Genomic DNA, 18,135 nt, shown 5'->3' on the forward strand with positions numbered 1-18,135 from the left:
AAGGTGTTGAATGAAAGAGATCGATGGATTACCACTTTTCGCTAAAGTTGTGCAGCTAAAAAGCTTTGCTGAAGCGGCAAGGCAACTCAACTTACCGACAACAACGGTCAGCAGGAAGATACAGCAACTTGAATCAGAGCTGGGTGGAAAACTGCTCAACAGAACAACACGATCACTCTCTTTAACTGAGTTGGGTGAGAGAGTGCTTCCCAAAGCGATATTGATACAAGATACGGTAAAAGAGTTGCAGACTCAGGCAGAAGAGTTTTCTAGTAAGCCTGTTGGGAAGTTGCATATCTCTGCGCCAAGGGCATTTTGTCAGGATATTCTTGCTCCATTACTCGCAGAGTTTAGGAAGCAATATACGGGGATTAAGATTGACTTGGACGCTTCAAACCGTATTCAGGATCTTACTAAAAGTAGTGTGGATTTTGCCTTTCGTATCGGTGAACTTGCGGATTCGTCCTTGATTGCAATGCCAATAACCCCAGTAAATTATGAGCTGGTCGCAAGCAAAGAATGGTTGGAGAGTAATCCGCTATTAACCCATCCGAACATGCTTGCAGACTATCCAACTATCAGAAACCATGTGGAAGGTTATATCTTACCCTGGCACTTCACCAAAGAAGGTGAGAGCTATCTGCATCAAGCTGAGCCGGATTTACTGTCGGATGATTTTTATGTATCCGTTTCCTATATCAAAGCGGGTGTTGGTCTTGGCTACCTTCCAATATCCTTGACCAAACAAGGCATTGAATCTGGCGAACTTGTTCGGGTTTTGCCCGACTGGGAAAAGCAAACACCAACGGCTTTCCTTGTTTATCCAAACCGAAGTCACTTGCCTCAGAAATCAAAACTATTCATAGAGTTTATCAGAGAGCACAAATTATACTTTAGGGGCAGGCTCGCGTGGTAGAAATGCGTTAAACTGGTGAAATCTGTCATCAGATAAAAATAGTCTAATAATCAGGAATCTAAACGTGAAAAAACTTATCTCTATCATCGCATTCGTTTCTGCTTTGTTCTCTTTTACTTTGCAAGCATCTGACGCCGGGCATACCGGAAAAGTGTTGGAGGTCATCAATGCTGGTGGGTACTCCTATGTTCTATTAGACAAAGGGAGCGAACAAGCCTGGTTTGCTGGCCCTCAATCTCCAATTACTGTTGGGCAAGAAGTTACGATTTCTGAGCCGGGAATCGCAATGAAGGGCTTTCATAGTAAGAGTCTGAATCGCGACTTCGAAGTGGTTTACTTTGTGAATAGTTTTGGTGGTGGCATGGCATCGCCACAGCCAACGATTAGCGAACCTTCAGTTGCGGAGAAAGTTGAAGTTGCTGCGTTAATCGGTGGGGTAACCGTTGAAGACGTGTTTACTCAAAAAGATCAGCTTTCAAACAAAGAAGTATCAATTCGCGCAAAAGTGGTGAAGTTCAGCCCTCAGATCATGGGTAAAAACTGGGTTCATATTCAGGACGGCACTGGCAGCGCGAAGATGGCAAGCAATGATTTAACCGTAACCACCGCTGAAACAGCAAGGGTAGGGGATACCGTTATCATTACCGGTAAAGTGACACTGGATAAAGACTTTGGCTTTGGCTACAAATATGACGTTATGTTAGAAGAAGCTCGAATCAAGGTTGAGTAATCCTGATTTAAATTGCTGAGTAGCTACCATCCGGCTCCCTTAAATAGGGAGCCGGATATTTATTGTAAACTGGCAAGTCACCGTTTGAATTGATTATTATCCTCGTTCCCACTCAAAACTCAGCTAATTACTGAGTGACATACTCTTGTAACCCTATCTGAACAATCTGACCATGATGTTGACATAGAATTCTAAATGAATAAAAGTCTATGGCTACCTATAGAACAGGATGGACAGGTAAGCACATGAGTATAAGTATAGAGACAAAACGCTTAAGCATGAGGCAGTTATCAAACGATGACTGGTCTTTATACTATGATCTTCAAACTGACTCTGAAGTGATTGCTTTGTGCTTTGACGAACCGAGTGAAGCTGACGTTAAAGCAGGGTTTGAGTCTAGATTGCCTAACTGGGCAGAAAACTCAGAACATTGGTTATGTTTAGTAATCATTGAAAAAGAGACAGGGCAAAAAGTTGGAGTAACAGGCTTTAACTTAACCGGTGGTGAGGCCGAGGTTGGTTATTTATTTTTGCCTGCGTTTCATGGGAAAGGTTATGGTACAGAATCACTTGAAGCTCTGTTGGAGTGGTCACAACAGATTAGAGAGATAAACCGCTTTAGAGCGGTAGTCACTGAAGGAAATACCGCATCAGAAAAGGTTCTGGAAAAGTGTGGCTTCAAGCTCTCAAAAGTCGAAAAAGATGCCTATGAAATTCGTGGACGACTATATGACGATTATATCTACACACTCGAGTGTAAGAGTTAGGTCCGACACATCTATCATCCAAACGTGAGTCTGAGTACAAACGATATAAATCATCGTGGGTATCAAACTATTTGGAGTTCCCTATCATACCTTTCCGGGTAGCTACCCATTAACCTGACACAGAGGCCATCAAATTGATAATGGATTATTCAGGGTTGAGTTTAAAACTAATTATTGTTAGCTTGTTGGGATGAAACTCATCTCAACACCTTCATCATTTTTCTTTTGGTGGCGCTCTAATTAGAGCGGCACGGAATTCTCACATTCTTAAGCTGCTGGAAGGTAGCTAAGACTGTGTTCTCAATATCTCCAGTAGCGATCTATTTACTAGGAGATAAAAACATGAACACTAATCAACCCTCTGATAAATCGGAAATCATATTAACAGGTGACAGAGCTACAGGCCCATTGCATCTTGGCCACTATATCGGTTCACTGAAGCAGCGTGTCGCCTTACAGCATGTTCACGACCAAACTATCCTTGTCGCAGACATGCAAGGTTTGACAGATAACGCTCATAATCCATCTAAGGTATCTTCCAATATACTTAATGTCGTCGCAGATTATCTCGCGGTAGGTATCGATCCAAGTAAAACAACAATTTGTCTCCAGTCGCAGTTACCCGCATTAGCTGAACTAACGATGTATTACAGTAACCTTGTGACAATAGCGCGGTTAGAGCGAAATCCTACGGTGAAAAACGAGATTCAAAACAAAGGCTTCGAACGCTCAATCCCAGCTGGCTTTTTGACATACCCAATTTCTCAGGCCGCTGACATTACTGCTTTCAACGCAACTCTCGTTCCTGTTGGGGATGACCAACTGCCTATGCTTGAACAAACGAATGAAATTGTGAGGAAAATAAATACCCTAGCAGGAAAAACAGTCCTTAATGAATGCCGCCCATTACTAAGTAATGCATCACGTCTACCTAGCACAGACGGAAAGAACAAGATGTCAAAATCAATGGGCAATGCTATCAATCTTGGTTCTTCCCAGAGGGAGATCAGTGCTGCTGTAAAATCAATGTATACCGACCCAAATCACTTGAGAATTGAGGACGCCGGTTGTGTTGAAGGAAACGTAGTTTTTACATATCTTGATGCATTTCACCCAGATTCAGACTACATCCTTCAGTTGAAAGAGCACTACCAACGAGGAGGCCTTGGTGATGGAACAACGAAAAAAATCCTTGAAGAATGTCTGCAAGAATTACTTCGGCCTATCCGAGCGAAAAGAGCTGAACTACTAGATGATAAAGCACAGTTAATTGATATTTTGGCTAAAGGAAGCCAAATTTCGAAAGAGAAAACTGAAAGGGTACTTTTCGATATTAAAGATATATTTGGGCTGAATATTCTCTGAGTTGGGCAGGAGCAGGATTTATCCATTGAAATCCATGTCATTTCGCTTTTCGGTACTGTTCAACAGGGCTAACTTAGCCCTGTTGCTTATATTTATGCAGAAGGTTTTTTGGAATATGGCAATAGTCGTCAGGAAACAGGGTTAACCTGTCCTGATGCTCATCATCACTTTTTACATAGTTGGATAATTCCAGCACTTCTACCGCTATTTGATCAGCATCTTCCCGGCTTTCGATATAACGCTTCACTACGGTTAGATGGTGACTGTTTTGACTGTAAACTCCGGTACGATACTTTTCACCAACATCTTCCCCTTGCTTGTTAATGCTATATGGGTCAATGATTTCAAAGAAATAATCCATCAACTGTTCAAGTGAGACTATGTCAGGGTTGAACCGGGTGCGAACGCACTCTGCGTAGCCATCGTAGTCGCTTTTGGTTGTGTTTGAGGAGCCATTGGCTCTTCCTGCTTCAGTCGATATCACACCGGGCAGATGGCGCATATATTCCTGAACACCCCATAAACAGCCACCTGCAAAATAGATTTCTTCCACAGTCATTTACCTCTCAAGCTTTTTAAGCAAATAGTCCATCAGTTTTAGATCCAACAGCGAATTTGCGTCAACTTGGGCGTACTCCTGATAATCGTTGCCTATCACATCAAACTCAAGAAGATCTAATGCTTCTTTGTCGTACTCAGGATGTGTTGATGAGAGCAGCCAGCAGCCTTTACCAAAACAGCCCTGAACTATTGCAGCAGGCTTCTCAGGAAGCTCAGAAAAGCGAGCTAACACTTCATATTCGGAGGTTTTATCAGAGTCAAAGGTGCATCCACCAATATAGAGTGATTTTGCTGAATCAGCACCGAACTCAGCGTCCAATAGTTGAAGGTCAACCACGCGTGGAGCCGTACCATTGTAATTATCACCATGACCAAAGGCTTCTACCGGGCCCTGTGCAATACCGGGAAAAAAGCGCAGTTCGTTTTGGGTAATAATTTCATATGGCAGATCTTTTGCCCAGTAGGTGGTTTCGCAAGCCATATAGGCTCCGGCACAGATACCCAGATAACACCCACCTTCTTCAACATAGCGCTTTATCAAGCGGTTCGCTTCACCATTGAGTTTGGCGGCCTTATAGCGACTTGCGCCACCGGGCATAACAAACAGGTCGATATCCTGAGTTAGCGCGCCCTCAAGAATCTCATTTGCGTTTACAAAGTAGACACTCTGCTTACCGCGCAATCTTCCCAATGTATAGTAAAGAATATGATTGGCTGATACGTTGTCTGAGTAGATGAGTATGTTCATTAAATCTGTTGCCTAACTTATGAAGCTCTTGAAAGCAGGCTTGCAGGTCGTGCCTTAGCGATTGCAGAAGTGAGTAGACCAGCAATCACTGCTTTGATGATATCACCTGGAATAAATGCAGTAACCAGCGCCGCAGATTCTAGTAAGGTTTTCTTCAGCACAATAGCCATGCCAGCAATACCAAACATATACATAACGATAATACAGCCGATAACAGACGCCACGCCGGATACAACAGCAAGGTTGCCACTGCGCCACTTTTCTACGATCAGGCCTGTTACATAAGCAGAAATCGGCCAGCCAATCAGAAAGCCACCAGAAGCGGAGACAAACAAACCTAAACCGCCACGGCCGCCAGACAATAACGGTAAACCCAAAGCGACCAGTAGCAAGAACAGCAGAACAGCCAAACCGCCTCGCTTAGCGCCCAGAATGGTACCGCAAAGCATAATACCAAGGCTTTGAGCAGTGATTGGTACACCAAAGGCCAGGGTGATTTTTGGCACCAGACCTAGCGCGGCAATCAAAGCTGCAAACAATGCGGTATAAGCTATATTCTTTTCCATTTAATCTTTCTCCATATTTGTCAGGCCACCGCGAGCACGAAGTGCTTCGGCAACATGGTCGGCATCATCTAACGCCAGGACCGTAAAAGGTAAAATAACTCGCCAGCCAGAACGACGATTAGAGCGTGCTCGCCACGCCCAAGATAGGTTCTGGCCTTTAGATATCAGTACCGGTGTCATTCTGATCACCAGAGCAATCGAAAGTTCCAGAGCCTTAGTGTTCAGACCAAGGCGTTGGAAAGGGGTAGCAAGAAAGCGAACGACATCAATCATGTCCGAGAGTCTGGTGGTCATTGTGACCAGATTCGCTAGCGCAACCGCTGAAATCAATCGGATAATAATGGTTGCACCTAGCGCAATTTCCGAAGTCCAGAGATGCCAGATTGCAACAATCAATATAAATGGCCAAAGCACTTTCAGGTGCAGTAATCCGTTCTTGAGAAACGTCTTACCCGGAAGGGCATAGAGTGAAAGAACCGCAATTAAAAATAGGCTATGAAAAAGCAGGTTTTCGATAAAGAACAGTCCTAGCGTCGTAAAACACAGGCCTGCCAGTTTATATCCAGCTTTCCAGTGGTGTGCTCTGGTCTCAATTGGAGAGGTTAGAGATATCATCACTGTCTCCAATTTTGTGCATTTCTTCTAAGTATTTTGGTAAGACTTCGTCTGGCGAGCCTAAAGCCGCTATTTCACCCGCTTCAATCCATAACAGTTGCTCGTAGTTATTCAGGTCTGCTGGGTCATGGCTGATATGGATCAGAGCGCCGGGGAACTTATCAAGGTAACGTTGAAGCTGTCTTTTGGTTGGAATATCTAAACCAGCAAAAGGCTCATCCAGAATGATGAGGTTCGGCTGCATTGCAGCAACTGCCATCAGGCACACCAGATGTTTTTGTCCCTGAGACAGAGCAGAAGTATGAACGTTTTTCCAGTGCTCTTTACCAAATGTTGCCAGTGTCTCTAAAGCGTTTTTCTCAGCAACGGCTTTCTTTTGTCCCAGTTGGCGCAGGCCAAAAACTACCTCTTCTAATACAGTAGGGAAGATAATCTGGTGGTCGGGGTTTTGAAACAGAAGGCCGATTTCCTGAAGTGCCGTTTTTCGGTCTTTAAAGGGATTGATTCCAGCGACTTCGATTTGGCCGGAATGTACATCGATCAGCCCAGAGAGTGCACGTGAAAGCGTAGATTTTCCTGAACCGTTGCGTCCAATTACTCCAAGGCGTTTTACCTGAGTTTCCAGAGACATTCCGTTCAGAATTTTCTTTCCTTCAATCTCCAGATGTACATTGTCTAACTTAATAGAGCTGCCACCGGAGTGTTCACGCGTATCATTGCTACTAGTACTGTTCATATAACCTTGTTGATCGATACTTCAATTGGTTTGATGGGGCTGCATAGTACCAACTTGGTATTAGTGGGTAAACCACTTATAAATTCAGGTCTTTACTCTCTGTCGCTCTCTTTTTATTCAAACCGGAACCTAACTCAGGCCAAATATTTATTGTGAGATGCATCACGTTGAGAGGTTTTGATGTTTGTTGAAACCGGTTTCAGAACTAACTTCGTCCTAAGTAAGCTCAAATTAACGAATAGCAGGCAAGATGATGAAGAACGTATTTTCAGATGACTTTTTATGGGGTGGTGCAGTTGCGGCTCATCAGTTAGAAGGTGGTTGGAACGCTAATGGTAAGGGACCAAGTGTAGTTGATGTGTTAACCGCTGGCGCACATGGCGTTCCCCGCAGGATTACCGATGGTGTGGTAGAAGGAGAGAACTATCCAAATCAGGTCGCTGTTGATTTCTACCACCGCTATAAGCAAGACATCAAGTTGTTTGCTGAAATGGGATTTAAGTGCTTCCGTACCAGTATCGCCTGGACACGTATCTTTCCTAAAGGCGATGAGCTGGAGCCATGTGAAGAGGGACTCCAGTTTTATGATGATCTGTTCGATGAGCTGCTTAATTACGGAATTGAACCAGTTGTTACGCTGAGTCACTTTGAAATGCCTTACCATCTGGCAACCGAGTATGGCGGCTGGATGAACCGTAAGGTCATCGACTTTTTTGTTCGCTACTCTGAAGTGGTTATGGAGCGATATAAAAACAAAGTGAAGTACTGGATGACGTTCAACGAGATAAATAATCAGGTTAATGTTTCCGCTGATATCTTCGGTTGGTTATGCTCTGGTGTGAAATACCCGCAGATGGAAAAACCTCAACAGGCGATGTATCAGGCTGTTCACCATCAGTTTGTTGCTGCTGCATTGGCAGTGAAGAAAGGGCACGAGATAAATCCTGATATGAAGATCGGTGCGATGATCTCTTTTGTTCCCTACTATCCGATTTCGTCTAAACCAGATGATGTTATGTTAGTGCAGGAGGCGATGCGTGAGCGCTACCTATTCTCAGATGTGATGGTGAGAGGCCACTACCCAGCTTATGCGAAGAAAGACTGGGCGAGAAAAGGATATGAAATTTTTATGGAATCAGATGATGAGCGTATCCTGAAAGAAGGGAAGGCAGATTATTTGGCCTTTAGCTATTACATGTCTAACACGCTCGATTCAACATCACATCGATCTATTGAAGAAGCGATGGATGGCGGGCATGAACAAACCGTAGAGAACCCTTTTATCAAGTCTAGTGACTGGGGCTGGCCTATAGATCCAACGGGCTTACGCTATGTACTTTCATCACTTTATGAGCGCTATGAGGTGCCACTGTTTATTGTTGAGAATGGCTTCGGTGCTATCGATAAAGTGGAAGAAGATGGCAGCATCAATGACGATTACCGTATCGACTATCTTGGTGCCCATATCAAAGAGATGAAAAGCGCAGTAGGCATCGATGGCGTGGATCTGATGGGTTACACACCTTGGGGGTGTATAGACCTGGTCTCCTTTACCACCGGCGAAATGAAAAAGCGTTATGGCTTTATCTATGTGGATAAACATAATGATGGAAGTGGTAGCCTTGAACGTTCACGCAAAAAATCCTTTAACTGGTATAAGAGTGTGATCGCTTCAAACGGTGAAGATATTTAGAGCAAACTCAGCCTCAATCTCAACCTGAACCCCATCAGCCCGCATATAGCTCGCTGATGGGGAACATTTAACTAAGGATGTAGCGCGTTAATGAAAGTAACCATGCTGGATGTTGCAAAAAAGGCAGGAGTCTCAAAGGCAACCGTATCGCGGGTTCTGAACAAGAAGAACATTGTTCGACCGGATTTGGTGAAACGTGTTTATGAGGCGATTGCTGAAACGGGCTACAGACCTAATATCCTTGCTCAGAACCTAGCGAATCAGAAGACCAACTTTATTGGTTTTGTGATGAGTAATGTTCTGTTTGATGGGCCTTATTTTTCAACGTTGATGAGCAACGCAGCGTCGTATTGCGAGGAGAACAGTCATCAGCTGGTGGTTATTGACGGTAAACACAGCAAAGCAGAAGAGCGACATGCGATTAATTTGCTTCTGGATATGAAGTGCGCAGGAATCATTGTTTATCCAAAGTTTCTAAATGAGAAAGACCTGGGTGAGATCATTAGCAGTACTGAAACCCCCATTGTTGTATTAAATAAGACAGTCTCCGACTATCCAGACAATGCAGTCACTACCGACCATTATCAGAGTGCCTGTTTGTTGATTGAGCACTTTGTTCAGCAGGGGCATCGGGAGATTGCGATTATCCGTGGCAACATCAATTCAGGGACGGATAAGCAACGTTATCAGGCATATAGAGATGTACTTCAAAAGCATGGCATCCCGATCAATATAGAGTTTGAGCAGCAGGGAAACTGGCGACCAGAGGGTGGTTATGCAGCAGCACAAGCATTGCTAAAGGCTTCCCATAAACCAACCGCTGTAATTGCCAATAACGATGATATGGCTATAGGTGCTATGAAGGCGTTTCAGACTGCGGGGATTAAACTTCCTGACGATATATCCATCGCTGGTTTTGATAACAGCAAGATGGGAGAGTACTTGTCTCCAGGATTAAGTACCGTCAGCGTCCCGCTGGAAAACATGACAAAGAAAGCGGTATTGAAAGTTATCGGTGAACATCAAGGGGCTCAAAAGATTCCTGCGAATGGAGCTTTAGTCATTCGAGATTCTATTTCCTGTATTAAAGTACGCAGCTGTTAGTCAGTACCACTAAAATGCCTTCTCCACTGAGAAGGTGTTACGTTAAAAGCATGCTTAAAGTGTTTTCTGTATACACTTTCTGAGCCAAATCCTGAGAGTTGCGCAACGTGTGAAATCGGGAACTCACTTGCTTCCAGTAGTTGCTGGCTCAGTTTTAATCTTTGGTTCATTAGCCATTCTCCAAATGTACATCCGTAGGCGGCTTTGAAGTGTCGGGTAAAGGTTCGACGACTCATTGCACACTGTTGTGCGACAGAATCGATATCGTGTTGCTGATCCAACTGCTGTTCAATCTTTTCAATCACTTTACTGATCCCGGTTTCCTGTTCAGGCCTTGCGGGTATTGGGGTGGGAATGTACTGCTGCTGACCACCCGAGCGAAAGGGGGCTGTCACCATTACTCTCGCTAATTGGCTGGCAACCTCACTACCGCATAACAGGCGAATAATGTACAAACAACAATCGAGAGCGGCCGCAGTGCCTGCTGATGTGATGATCTGGTCATGAGCAATAAACAGAGGTTGGCTGTCGAATTTCACTTTTGGGAATTTCTTAATATAAGCCTCTGAGAAAGCCCAGTGGGTGGTGGCGGTTTTGCCATCTAATAGTCCGGTTTCTGCGACGACAAAGGAACCAAGGCACAAGCCAACTAACATTGCACCATTCGAATGAGCTTTAATTAGTTTATCAGTCAGAACCGTAGGCACTTCAGGCAAGTCACTTGGCCAGCTAGGTACAACGATGATGTCCGCTTGATCAAGCAAACTAAGATCGTGTTGAACTTCAATGCTAAACCCTGACGTGCTATTGATTTTAGTACCGCTTAACGCACAAATGCTTAAATCAAACACTGGTGCGCGGTCGATAAATACATCCTGAAATACCAGGCATGGAACTGAAAGGTGAAATGCACTGATATCCTCAAAAGCAAGTACAGCTACTTTTTTAGTTTTTGGCGTAGTCATGTGAATGGCCCAATATGAACGTTAGTTGTCCTTAAGGACAATTCTACACCATCTCTCACTGGTACATAATGAGTTTCAGTTATTAAGCACCAGAATTGAGCGAGTCAGACTATGAAAATCCATCACCTACGCAGCGCAACTTTTGTTATTGAGTCCAGCGATAAGTTTATCCTTATTGATCCTATGTTATCTGATAAAGGCGCGTTACCTCCGTTTTCTGTTTTTCGCTACAAAGCAGTGAAAAACCCGATTGTTGATCTACCAGCGAATGCCGATGAGATTTTAAGTAAAGTTACCCATGCTCTGATTACTCATAGTCAGACTTTTAATTTCAAACCTCTTCAACACAGTGATCATCTGGATGCACCGGGTGAAGCATTCTTAATTGAAAGAAATATTCCTATTGCGACGCCAGCAAAAGATAAAGCCTACCTGGAGAAATACGGTATGACGGTGGAGCAGGGTGTTGGTAACTGGGAGACTGTCGAATTTGCTGGTGGCAAACTGACAGCGGTTCCTGCGTTACATGGTCACGGGTGGGTAAGCAAAGTGTCAGCTAATGGTTGTGGTTTCTATCTGGAACTGCCGGGAGAACCATCTATCTACGTGAGTGGTGATACGGTTTTAACGGATGACGTGAAGCGTGCGCTTACGGAATTACAACCAGATGTAGCAGTTGTCGCTGCGGGTCAGGCTCGCCTTGATGTCGGTCAGGCGCTTTTGATGCCAAAAGATGAGGTTATGGAGTTCATTAGCATGGCTCCGGGTAAAGTCGTAGCGAACCATATGGAAGCGCTAAACCACTGCCCAATTGATCGCAAAATTCTGCGTGACTCTGTTATCGCACAGGGTTTTGAATCTAAAGTCCTAATACCAGCTGATGGCGAAGTGCTGGAAGTGTAGTCCTACTTTTTTGCTGCTCGTTGAACACTGGGCTATTACCTTGTACCAAGGTTGTACTGAATGTTGCTATTAGCGTATTTATATTTTGCTGATCACTACTGACACAATGCTGTCAGTAGCACTCAGTTAAGCTGTGTTTGTCTGATTGGATACACAGTGGAGAAATGACATGAGTAACAGCAACATTAATATCGCAGTTTGGTTTGAGATACCTGCTATCGATTTCCAGCGAGCTATCAATTTTTATCAAACAGTGTTTGATGTCGAGATAGTAGAATGTGAAATGAACGAGCTAAAGCAAGGGCTGTTTCCACATGACGACAAAGCCCTTGTTTCAGGTTCGATTGTTTGTGGAGAAAACTATACACCGTCAACGCAAGGAACTATGGTTTACCTAAATGGAGGAGAAGATCTCAGTATCTCTTTATCCAAGGTAGAGTCTAGTGGTGGTAAAATCTTGCTCCCTAAAGTTCATTTAGGTCCTGAGATTGGCTATATTGCTCACTTTACTGATACCGAAGGGAACCGTATCGGTTTACATTCCATGCAATAACCCGTTCAAATTAATCATTTGGAGATTCGTGTGCGCCGGGCTGACCGTCTTTTTCAGATCATTCAATACCTTCGTAACCGTCGCTTGACTACTGCTAAGTGGCTATCTGAGAAACTCGAAGTCTCTGAGCGCACTATCTATCGTGACATACAAGACTTAATGGTATCTGGTGTCCCCATTAATGGAGAGGCAGGTATGGGGTATGTGTTAAATCGCCAATTTGATATTCCCCCTATCATGTTTACTAAAGAGGAAATTGAGGCGTTGGCTATTGCTGCTCGGTTGAGTAAAACATGGGCAGGTAATAAGTTAGCCCATTCTACAGAACTTGCTTTGGCGAAAATCGAGTCTGTTATGCCGGAGCATCTCAAATCAGAGCTTTCCAAACCCAGAGTCTATACACCAGAGTTCTTAGTGGACGACTCAACGAAAACACGGCTGGATGATATTCGGTGTGCGATCAACTCGAAATGCGTGATTTCCATTGAATACTTAAGTCTTAAAGAAGAAACGACCAGAAGGGATTTGTGTCCGCTGGGTTTATTTTTCTGGGGTAAAACCTGGACGTTAGCAGCGTGGTGTGAACTAAGGCGGGGTTATCGTAATTTCCGAATAGACAGAATAAAATTGGTTCACTTGACGAGTAAAACCTTCGAAGAAAACGAACAAGTATCATTGGAACGCTTCTTAAATGAGACCTATCAGGGAGCAGACAAGACACTATTTACCGAGTAGTTTAATGACTTGTCGGGCTCTTTTGGCGGTCACATTAGCGTCGCTTTTCCGTCTTGATTACTAACTTTGATTTACACGCTAATAGCTTATGATACGAGCCCTTGTTGTTTCGCTCGGTCGTAACATGCCTTAGCTTCTTTGAAGTTGATTTTGGTTCTAACAAAGAGGTATATCAGAAACGGACTGGCAATTACGTTGAGAATCAGAAATACAAAACCCATAAGTTTAGCTGTATTGTCAGGTACCAAATAGGTCGCGACGATCGCTCCAAAAAACAGTACTATTCCCAACCATGTTGCAAACCTAATTGCTTTAGATCTAACTTTCCATTTGGCGTAATTTTCTTTCTCAAAATCCATGAGATAATTCCTATAAGTTGTTTAATTTGTGAACTAAGTCTTATTTTACGGATTGTTGAATACCCATAAATGATCATAGTCAAGTAATAGGAACATCTTTAACGCTGTATCTAAAGTGATACTGTTTTGCAGTTGTCAGCAAAAAATAAAGCGAGCATATAAGCTCGCTTTAACATGGAGTAATTTTGTTGCTAGCTTAGCCGCACTTTGAATCACCGCAGTTCAGGCAGGTTTGGCAGTTGTCTTTAATCACAACAGCTTTTGTGTGGCACTTGTAGCATAAAGTCGCGTTTGGCGGGAAGTTGCTTTTTGCCTGCTCTTCTTCCTGCTCTGGTTCCGCTTTTACTTCAACCAGCTCTGCTTTTTTCTTTTCTAAAAAAGCTTTTTGATGTTCGTCCATTTCTGGGTTTTCCAGAAGGCCGATCTCCATAAGGTGCAGTTCAATCACGTTGCCGATTTCCGCAATCAGAGATGGAACGTATTTTCCTTTGTTCCAGTAACCACCACGAGGATCGAATACTGAACGAAGCTCTTCGACAAGGAAGGTACAGTCACCACCTTTGCGGAATACTGCAGACATGATACGAGTCAGGGCCACTATCCATTGATAATGCTCAAGGCTCTTAGAGTTGATAAACACCTCAAATGGGCGACGAACTTCGTGCTCTGTACCTTCATTTAAAACCACGTCGTTGATGGTGATAAACAATGAGTGTTCAGAAACGTGTTCCGGTGTTTTCAGCTTATAAGTAGAGCCCATCAATTTTTCCGGTCGGGCAATTGTTTCATGCATTTGTTGGATTTCTGGTTGCTCTTGTTGTTCAACCGCAGAAGCCTCTTCATTCACTTCTTTGATTTTAAATCCAACGATTTTGTTTTCTATTTTTTTAGCCATTTTGGCCCTCTCAAATTCTGGTGAATGCGCAAGCTTAGTATTTGCCGTAATAGCCTTCTTTTAAGGCGTCATACAGGTTTGCTGCGGTGTGAGTCTCACCATCATATTCAATCTCTTCATTACCTTTTGCCTCAAAGGTAGTGCCATCTTCAAGCTCAAACACATAGGTAGTGGCTTCAAGATCTTTCTCTTTGATCAATACACCCTGGAATACTTCAGGATTGAATCGGAATGTGGTACATCCTTTCAGTCCTTTGTCATAAGCTTCCATATAGATATCTTTAAAGCTTTCGAACGGGAAGTCAGTTGGCACATTCGCTGTCTTCGATATCGAGGAATCAATCCAGCGCTGAGCAGCTGCCTGAACCGCAACGTGCTGTGATGGAGTGATATCATCTGTCGTGATGAAGTACTCCGGTAGTTTAGCTTCTTCCTCTTCCGAGTATGGCATTGCTTTTTGGTTAATCAACTGGCGATAGGCCAGCAACTCGAAGCTGTATACATCAACACTTTGCTTGGACTTCTTACCTTCGACAATCACATTGCGGGTGTAGTGGTGTGCAAAACTTGGTTCGATACCATTACTGGCGTTGTTTGCGAGCGACAGAGAGATGGTTCCGGTCGGGGCAATGGAACTGTGGTGTGAAAATCTTGAGCCCAATTTAGAAAGCTCTTCAACCAGCTCTGGTTCGTGCTCTGCGATTTGCTGCATGTAGCGGCTGTATTTAGCATGAAGCACTTTACCTGCAACTTTATCGCCCAGCTTGATGCCGTCTTTTGCCATTTCTGGACGAAGTCGAAGCATCTTAGCAGTGATTTCAAACTCTTCGTCCATCACTGGTGCTGCGCCTTTCTCTTTTGCCAGCTCAAGTCCCGCTTTCCATCCGGTTATCGCCATTTCGCGAGAAACCTTGTCGGTGAACTGAATAGACTCATCGCTGCCATAGCGTCGTTGTAACATAGTCAGAGTCGAGCCAAGGCCAAGGAAGCCCATACCATGACGGCGCTTATGTTCAATCTCGTGACGTTGCTTTTCCAGAGGTAACTGGTTGATCTCAACTACGTTATCCAGCATACGAGTGAAGATTGCCACAACTTTGTTGTAGGAATCCCAGTCGAAAGATGCGTGCTCTGTAAACGGATTACGAACAAACTTAGTCAGGTTGACCGATCCCAACAGACAAGCACCGTATGGTGGCAGAGGTTGCTCACCGCATGGGTTAGTGGCGCGAATCTCTTCACAGAACCAGTTGTTGTTCATCTGATTCACTTTATCGATAAGAATAAAGCCCGGTTCAGCGTAATCGTATGTAGAAGCCATGATGACATTCCATAGCTTACGAGCCTGAATGGTTCGATAAACACGACAGGCAACACGACCCTGATCGTCTTCGACTAAGTCTTGTTTTGTTGGCCAGTCTGCCCAGGTGATGGATTCGTCGTTATACAGATCGATACCGTCTTGCTTGGCTTCTTTCGCAGTAAGCGGGAAGATGAGCTTCCAGTCAGCATCTTCTTTAACGGTTTTTATGAAATCTTCAGTGATAAGCAGTGATAGGTTGAACTGACGCAGACGGCCATTTTCACGCTTAACCTTGATAAACTCCATCACATCTGGGTGGCGAATATCCATAGTGCCCATCTGCGCACCACGTCGGCCACCTGCAGAAGAGACGGTAAAACACATCTTGTCATAAATATCCATGAACGAAAGTGGGCCAGATGTGTAAGCGCCAGCGCCAGATACAAATGCACCGCGTGGACGAAGTGTGGAGAAATCGTAACCAATGCCGCAGCCCGCTTTTAACGTCAAGCCAGCTTCATGTACTTTATTTAAGATATCATCCATTGAGTCGTGGATGGTTCCAGACACGGTACAGTTGATAGTGGAAGTAGCTGGCTTATGTTCAAATGCGCCTGCATTGGAGGTGATTCTTCCCGCTGGAATTGCGCCATTTCTAAGCGCCCAAAGGAACTCTTCATACCATTTTTTCTTGTCTTTCTTTTCAAGGTCTGAGAGTGCTTTAGCAACACGCTTAAAAGTGTCGTCCAGAGTGTGATCAACAGGCTCGCCGTGCTTGGTTTTGAGACGGTATTTGCTGTCCCATATTTCCATTGATGTTGATTGGTATTCTATGTCTATTGCAGTAGTGAGATGAGTGTCAGATTCTTTGTAAGTGTCTGCCATGGTTGGATAATTCCTTATTTTTGGCATGGTTTTGTTGAGTTTATGCCGAAGCCGCAGACATGGATCAAACCACTGAACAGAAAGATCTTCAAGTCTTGATCTTTCAGAAAAAAGAAGTTATCTGAATGGGTGTTTTGAAGTGTTAACCAGAGCCCAAATCCCTATGAAATAAAGGTTAAATATAGGAAATGATTTGGGCCCCAATTTTTAGTTGAATCTTTTTCAACTTACCAGAAGAAATGAGCAATTATTGCAAGTACAAATATACAAACAAAGTTCAATACAACGCCTACACGCATCATGTCTTTTTGTTCAATATGACCCGATCCAAACACCAGTGCATTTGGTGGCGTCGCAACGGGTAGCATAAATGCACAGGATGCAGAAACCGCGATAATGACAGACAGAATTATCGGTGATACACCCAGCATTTCAGCAATACTGGCGAATATCGGGATTAACAAAGCAGCACTCGCGGTGTTGCTGGCAAACTCAGTAAGGAAGACGACGAAGCCAATCACACAAAGCAATGTAAAGAACAGTCCCATCTGGCTTAAAAACTCACTTAACTGCTGCGCCAGAAATACACTAGTACCGGTCGCCTTAAGTACGTTACTCAGGCAAATACCACCACCAAACAGAAGCAATACACCCCAGTCTACGGTTTTTTCTATATCCTTCCATTCAACCACTCTTGAAGCACCTAGTAGCAAAATAGCACCTATAGCAACTAGTGTATCGAACTTAGAATACCCGCCTAACATTGCATTGATGGGCTTACTGAAGATCCAGAAAGTCACGGTGAGTGCGAAGATGGCAAGTGTGATTTTTCTGTTGGTTGTCCAGGTAAGAGTCGTGTGCTTAATCTCGAAAGTATGGTTGAGATTTGGCTTAGTCATCAGGTAGATAACGGTTACTGCTATCGGGAGCAAAGTTAGCGAAACAGGTAGGCCTAACGCTACCCAATCAGTAAAGTTAAGGCCCATTTCAGCTGCTGCTATGGCATTTGGTGGGCTACCTACCAGAGTGGCGATACCACCGATTGAAGCACAGTAAGCGATACCCAAAAGCACAAAAATATAGGTGCTTTTGTTTGTTTTTTCGTCCACGTTTGCCATAACTCCAAGCACTAGCGGGAGCATCATGGCAATTGTAGCTGTGTTGGAAATCCACATCGAAAGCCCTGCACTGACTGAGAACAGCATCAAAACTGCAACAGACATCTTTCCTTTTGCTGCAATCAACACCTGATCAGCAATCGCTTTATCGATTTCTTGCTTGTGAAGAGCAGCGGCAAGGGAGAAGCCGCCTAGGAAAATAAAGATGATTGAACTAGAGAAATAGCTCAACGCTTTGGAGGTATCAAATATATTAAAGACAATCGCCAGCATGGGTACTAACAGGGCAGTGATGCTGACATGCAATGCTTCGGTGAGCCAAAGAATTGCGATGAAAATCAGGATACTCAATCCCTGAACAACGCTGGGTTCAAACGGTAATGTGTTTAACAAAAATATAAAAAGTACGGCATCGCCTAAGATTATCAATGTATTACGGCTTAGAAAATCTTTAGGAGAAGGGAAGCTTAACGCCATCATGGTTCACTCCTATAAAGATCAAAAACATATAATTATTATAGGAGTTATAAATGAGCTAAATATGCTCCGAATCGATGGGCAAGGCGTATTCGGAGCAAAAATTGATTTAGATAAATAAAAGGTTAAATAAATACTCTA

Annotated in this window: 19 protein-coding genes; 9 read left to right on the forward strand and 10 right to left on the reverse strand. The window is 43.8% G+C overall.

Features of this window, described 5'->3' with window-relative positions:
- Window positions 1-10 precede the first annotated feature (10 nt).
- The 4 genes from SNR28_RS16905 (at window position 11) to trpS (ending at window position 3,778) form a co-directional block, all read left to right on the forward strand.
- Window positions 11-916, forward strand: a complete 906-nt coding sequence (locus SNR28_RS16905; protein WP_375753839.1) for a LysR family transcriptional regulator — start codon at window positions 11-13, stop codon at window positions 914-916.
- 64 nt (window positions 917-980) lie between these two features.
- The gene (locus tag SNR28_RS16910; RefSeq protein WP_375753840.1) at window positions 981-1,646 is read left to right on the forward strand and encodes an OB-fold nucleic acid binding domain-containing protein; all 666 of its coding nucleotides are present in this window, start codon (window positions 981-983) and stop codon (window positions 1,644-1,646) included.
- 245 nt (window positions 1,647-1,891) lie between these two features.
- Window positions 1,892-2,413: a GNAT family N-acetyltransferase gene (locus tag SNR28_RS16915; RefSeq protein WP_375753841.1), complete on the forward strand. Its 522-nt coding sequence runs from the start codon at window positions 1,892-1,894 to the stop codon at window positions 2,411-2,413.
- A 342-nt stretch (window positions 2,414-2,755) separates the two neighbouring features.
- Window positions 2,756-3,778 (forward strand): tryptophan--tRNA ligase, encoded by a 1,023-nt coding sequence (trpS, locus tag SNR28_RS16920; RefSeq protein WP_375753842.1) that lies wholly within the window; start codon window positions 2,756-2,758, stop codon window positions 3,776-3,778.
- 73 nt (window positions 3,779-3,851) lie between these two features.
- On the opposite strand, the gene SNR28_RS16925 is transcribed toward trpS, so the two are convergent.
- Genes SNR28_RS16925 through SNR28_RS16945 form a run of 5 tightly spaced genes read right to left on the reverse strand, consistent with a single transcriptional unit; the run spans window position 3,852 to window position 7,004 of the window.
- Window positions 3,852-4,331, reverse strand: a complete 480-nt coding sequence (locus SNR28_RS16925; protein ID WP_375754106.1) for a peptide-methionine (S)-S-oxide reductase — start codon at window positions 4,329-4,331, stop codon at window positions 3,852-3,854.
- A 6-nt stretch (window positions 4,332-4,337) separates the two neighbouring features.
- On the reverse strand, window positions 4,338-5,087 hold the full coding sequence (locus SNR28_RS16930) for a BPL-N domain-containing protein (RefSeq protein WP_375753843.1): 750 nt from the start codon (window positions 5,085-5,087) through the stop codon (window positions 4,338-4,340).
- Window positions 5,088-5,104: 17 nt separating this feature from the next.
- The gene (locus SNR28_RS16935) at window positions 5,105-5,653 is read right to left on the reverse strand and encodes a biotin transporter BioY (protein ID WP_375753844.1); all 549 of its coding nucleotides are present in this window, start codon (window positions 5,651-5,653) and stop codon (window positions 5,105-5,107) included.
- Window positions 5,654-6,268, reverse strand: coding sequence for an energy-coupling factor transporter transmembrane component T family protein (locus SNR28_RS16940; RefSeq protein ID WP_375753845.1), 615 nt, complete (start codon window positions 6,266-6,268; stop codon window positions 5,654-5,656). It abuts the gene before it with no gap.
- A complete protein-coding gene (locus SNR28_RS16945; protein ID WP_375753846.1) occupies window positions 6,243-7,004 on the reverse strand; it encodes an energy-coupling factor ABC transporter ATP-binding protein in 762 nt (253 codons plus the stop codon). Before SNR28_RS16945 ends, SNR28_RS16940 begins: the two co-directional genes overlap by 26 nt.
- 253 nt (window positions 7,005-7,257) lie before the next feature.
- Between SNR28_RS16945 and SNR28_RS16950 the strand changes: the two genes are divergently transcribed.
- Both SNR28_RS16950 and SNR28_RS16955 read left to right on the forward strand, forming a co-directional pair.
- Window positions 7,258-8,697, forward strand: coding sequence for a 6-phospho-beta-glucosidase (locus SNR28_RS16950; RefSeq protein WP_375754107.1), 1,440 nt, complete (start codon window positions 7,258-7,260; stop codon window positions 8,695-8,697).
- 90 nt (window positions 8,698-8,787) lie between these two features.
- Window positions 8,788-9,801, forward strand: a complete 1,014-nt coding sequence (locus SNR28_RS16955) for a LacI family DNA-binding transcriptional regulator (protein ID WP_375753847.1) — start codon at window positions 8,788-8,790, stop codon at window positions 9,799-9,801.
- Here the strand turns inward: SNR28_RS16955 and SNR28_RS16960 are convergent.
- The gene (locus SNR28_RS16960) at window positions 9,798-10,766 is read right to left on the reverse strand and encodes a GlxA family transcriptional regulator (protein WP_375753848.1); all 969 of its coding nucleotides are present in this window, start codon (window positions 10,764-10,766) and stop codon (window positions 9,798-9,800) included. The two genes, SNR28_RS16955 and SNR28_RS16960, sit on opposite strands and share 4 nt — an antisense overlap.
- 111 nt (window positions 10,767-10,877) lie before the next feature.
- On the opposite strand from SNR28_RS16960, the gene SNR28_RS16965 reads away from it, so the two are divergent.
- The 3 genes from SNR28_RS16965 (at window position 10,878) to SNR28_RS16975 (ending at window position 12,957) form a co-directional block, all read left to right on the forward strand.
- Window positions 10,878-11,669: an MBL fold metallo-hydrolase gene (locus tag SNR28_RS16965; RefSeq protein ID WP_375753849.1), complete on the forward strand. Its 792-nt coding sequence runs from the start codon at window positions 10,878-10,880 to the stop codon at window positions 11,667-11,669.
- 169 nt (window positions 11,670-11,838) lie between these two features.
- Window positions 11,839-12,222 carry a VOC family protein gene (locus tag SNR28_RS16970; protein ID WP_375753850.1) on the forward strand — a complete coding sequence of 128 codons (384 nt, stop codon included), beginning with the start codon at window positions 11,839-11,841 and terminating at the stop codon, window positions 12,220-12,222.
- A 30-nt stretch (window positions 12,223-12,252) separates the two neighbouring features.
- Window positions 12,253-12,957, forward strand: coding sequence for a helix-turn-helix transcriptional regulator (locus tag SNR28_RS16975; RefSeq protein ID WP_375753851.1), 705 nt, complete (start codon window positions 12,253-12,255; stop codon window positions 12,955-12,957).
- Between the two features lie 86 nt (window positions 12,958-13,043).
- Here SNR28_RS16975 and SNR28_RS16980 read toward each other — a convergent pair whose 3' ends face one another.
- The 4 genes from SNR28_RS16980 to SNR28_RS16995 all read right to left on the reverse strand — a co-directional run bounded on the left by SNR28_RS16980 (window position 13,044) and on the right by SNR28_RS16995 (window position 17,997).
- The gene (locus SNR28_RS16980) at window positions 13,044-13,316 is read right to left on the reverse strand and encodes a hypothetical protein (RefSeq protein WP_375753852.1); all 273 of its coding nucleotides are present in this window, start codon (window positions 13,314-13,316) and stop codon (window positions 13,044-13,046) included.
- Between the two features lie 196 nt (window positions 13,317-13,512).
- Window positions 13,513-14,211: an NrdJb gene (locus tag SNR28_RS16985; protein ID WP_375753853.1), complete on the reverse strand. Its 699-nt coding sequence runs from the start codon at window positions 14,209-14,211 to the stop codon at window positions 13,513-13,515.
- Between the two features lie 34 nt (window positions 14,212-14,245).
- A complete protein-coding gene (locus SNR28_RS16990) occupies window positions 14,246-16,399 on the reverse strand; it encodes an adenosylcobalamin-dependent ribonucleoside-diphosphate reductase (RefSeq protein WP_375753854.1) in 2,154 nt (717 codons plus the stop codon).
- Between the two features lie 227 nt (window positions 16,400-16,626).
- Window positions 16,627-17,997: an SLC13 family permease gene (locus tag SNR28_RS16995; protein ID WP_375753855.1), complete on the reverse strand. Its 1,371-nt coding sequence runs from the start codon at window positions 17,995-17,997 to the stop codon at window positions 16,627-16,629.
- Between the last annotated feature and the right edge of the window lie 138 nt (window positions 17,998-18,135).

Source organism: Vibrio iocasae, assembly GCF_042245395.1.
Classification (GTDB): domain Bacteria; phylum Pseudomonadota; class Gammaproteobacteria; order Enterobacterales; family Vibrionaceae; genus Vibrio; species Vibrio iocasae.

Coding starts and splice junctions, on each gene's coding strand:
- SNR28_RS16905 (WP_375753839.1), top strand. CDS start 11: ATGAAAGAGATCGATGGATTACCACTTTTCGCTAAAGTTGTGCAGCTA.
- SNR28_RS16915 (WP_375753841.1), top strand. CDS start 1,892: ATGAGTATAAGTATAGAGACAAAACGCTTAAGCATGAGGCAGTTATCA.
- trpS (WP_375753842.1), top strand. CDS start 2,756: ATGAACACTAATCAACCCTCTGATAAATCGGAAATCATATTAACAGGT.
- SNR28_RS16930 (WP_375753843.1), bottom strand. CDS start 5,087: ATGAACATACTCATCTACTCAGACAACGTATCAGCCAATCATATTCTT.
- SNR28_RS16935 (WP_375753844.1), bottom strand. CDS start 5,653: ATGGAAAAGAATATAGCTTATACCGCATTGTTTGCAGCTTTGATTGCC.
- SNR28_RS16940 (WP_375753845.1), bottom strand. CDS start 6,268: ATGATATCTCTAACCTCTCCAATTGAGACCAGAGCACACCACTGGAAA.
- SNR28_RS16945 (WP_375753846.1), bottom strand. CDS start 7,004: ATGAACAGTACTAGTAGCAATGATACGCGTGAACACTCCGGTGGCAGC.
- SNR28_RS16950 (WP_375754107.1), top strand. CDS start 7,258: ATGAAGAACGTATTTTCAGATGACTTTTTATGGGGTGGTGCAGTTGCG.
- SNR28_RS16955 (WP_375753847.1), top strand. CDS start 8,788: ATGAAAGTAACCATGCTGGATGTTGCAAAAAAGGCAGGAGTCTCAAAG.
- SNR28_RS16960 (WP_375753848.1), bottom strand. CDS start 10,766: ATGACTACGCCAAAAACTAAAAAAGTAGCTGTACTTGCTTTTGAGGAT.
- SNR28_RS16965 (WP_375753849.1), top strand. CDS start 10,878: ATGAAAATCCATCACCTACGCAGCGCAACTTTTGTTATTGAGTCCAGC.
- SNR28_RS16970 (WP_375753850.1), top strand. CDS start 11,839: ATGAGTAACAGCAACATTAATATCGCAGTTTGGTTTGAGATACCTGCT.
- SNR28_RS16980 (WP_375753852.1), bottom strand. CDS start 13,316: ATGGATTTTGAGAAAGAAAATTACGCCAAATGGAAAGTTAGATCTAAA.
- SNR28_RS16985 (WP_375753853.1), bottom strand. CDS start 14,211: ATGGCTAAAAAAATAGAAAACAAAATCGTTGGATTTAAAATCAAAGAA.
- SNR28_RS16990 (WP_375753854.1), bottom strand. CDS start 16,399: ATGGCAGACACTTACAAAGAATCTGACACTCATCTCACTACTGCAATA.
- SNR28_RS16995 (WP_375753855.1), bottom strand. CDS start 17,997: ATGATGGCGTTAAGCTTCCCTTCTCCTAAAGATTTTCTAAGCCGTAAT.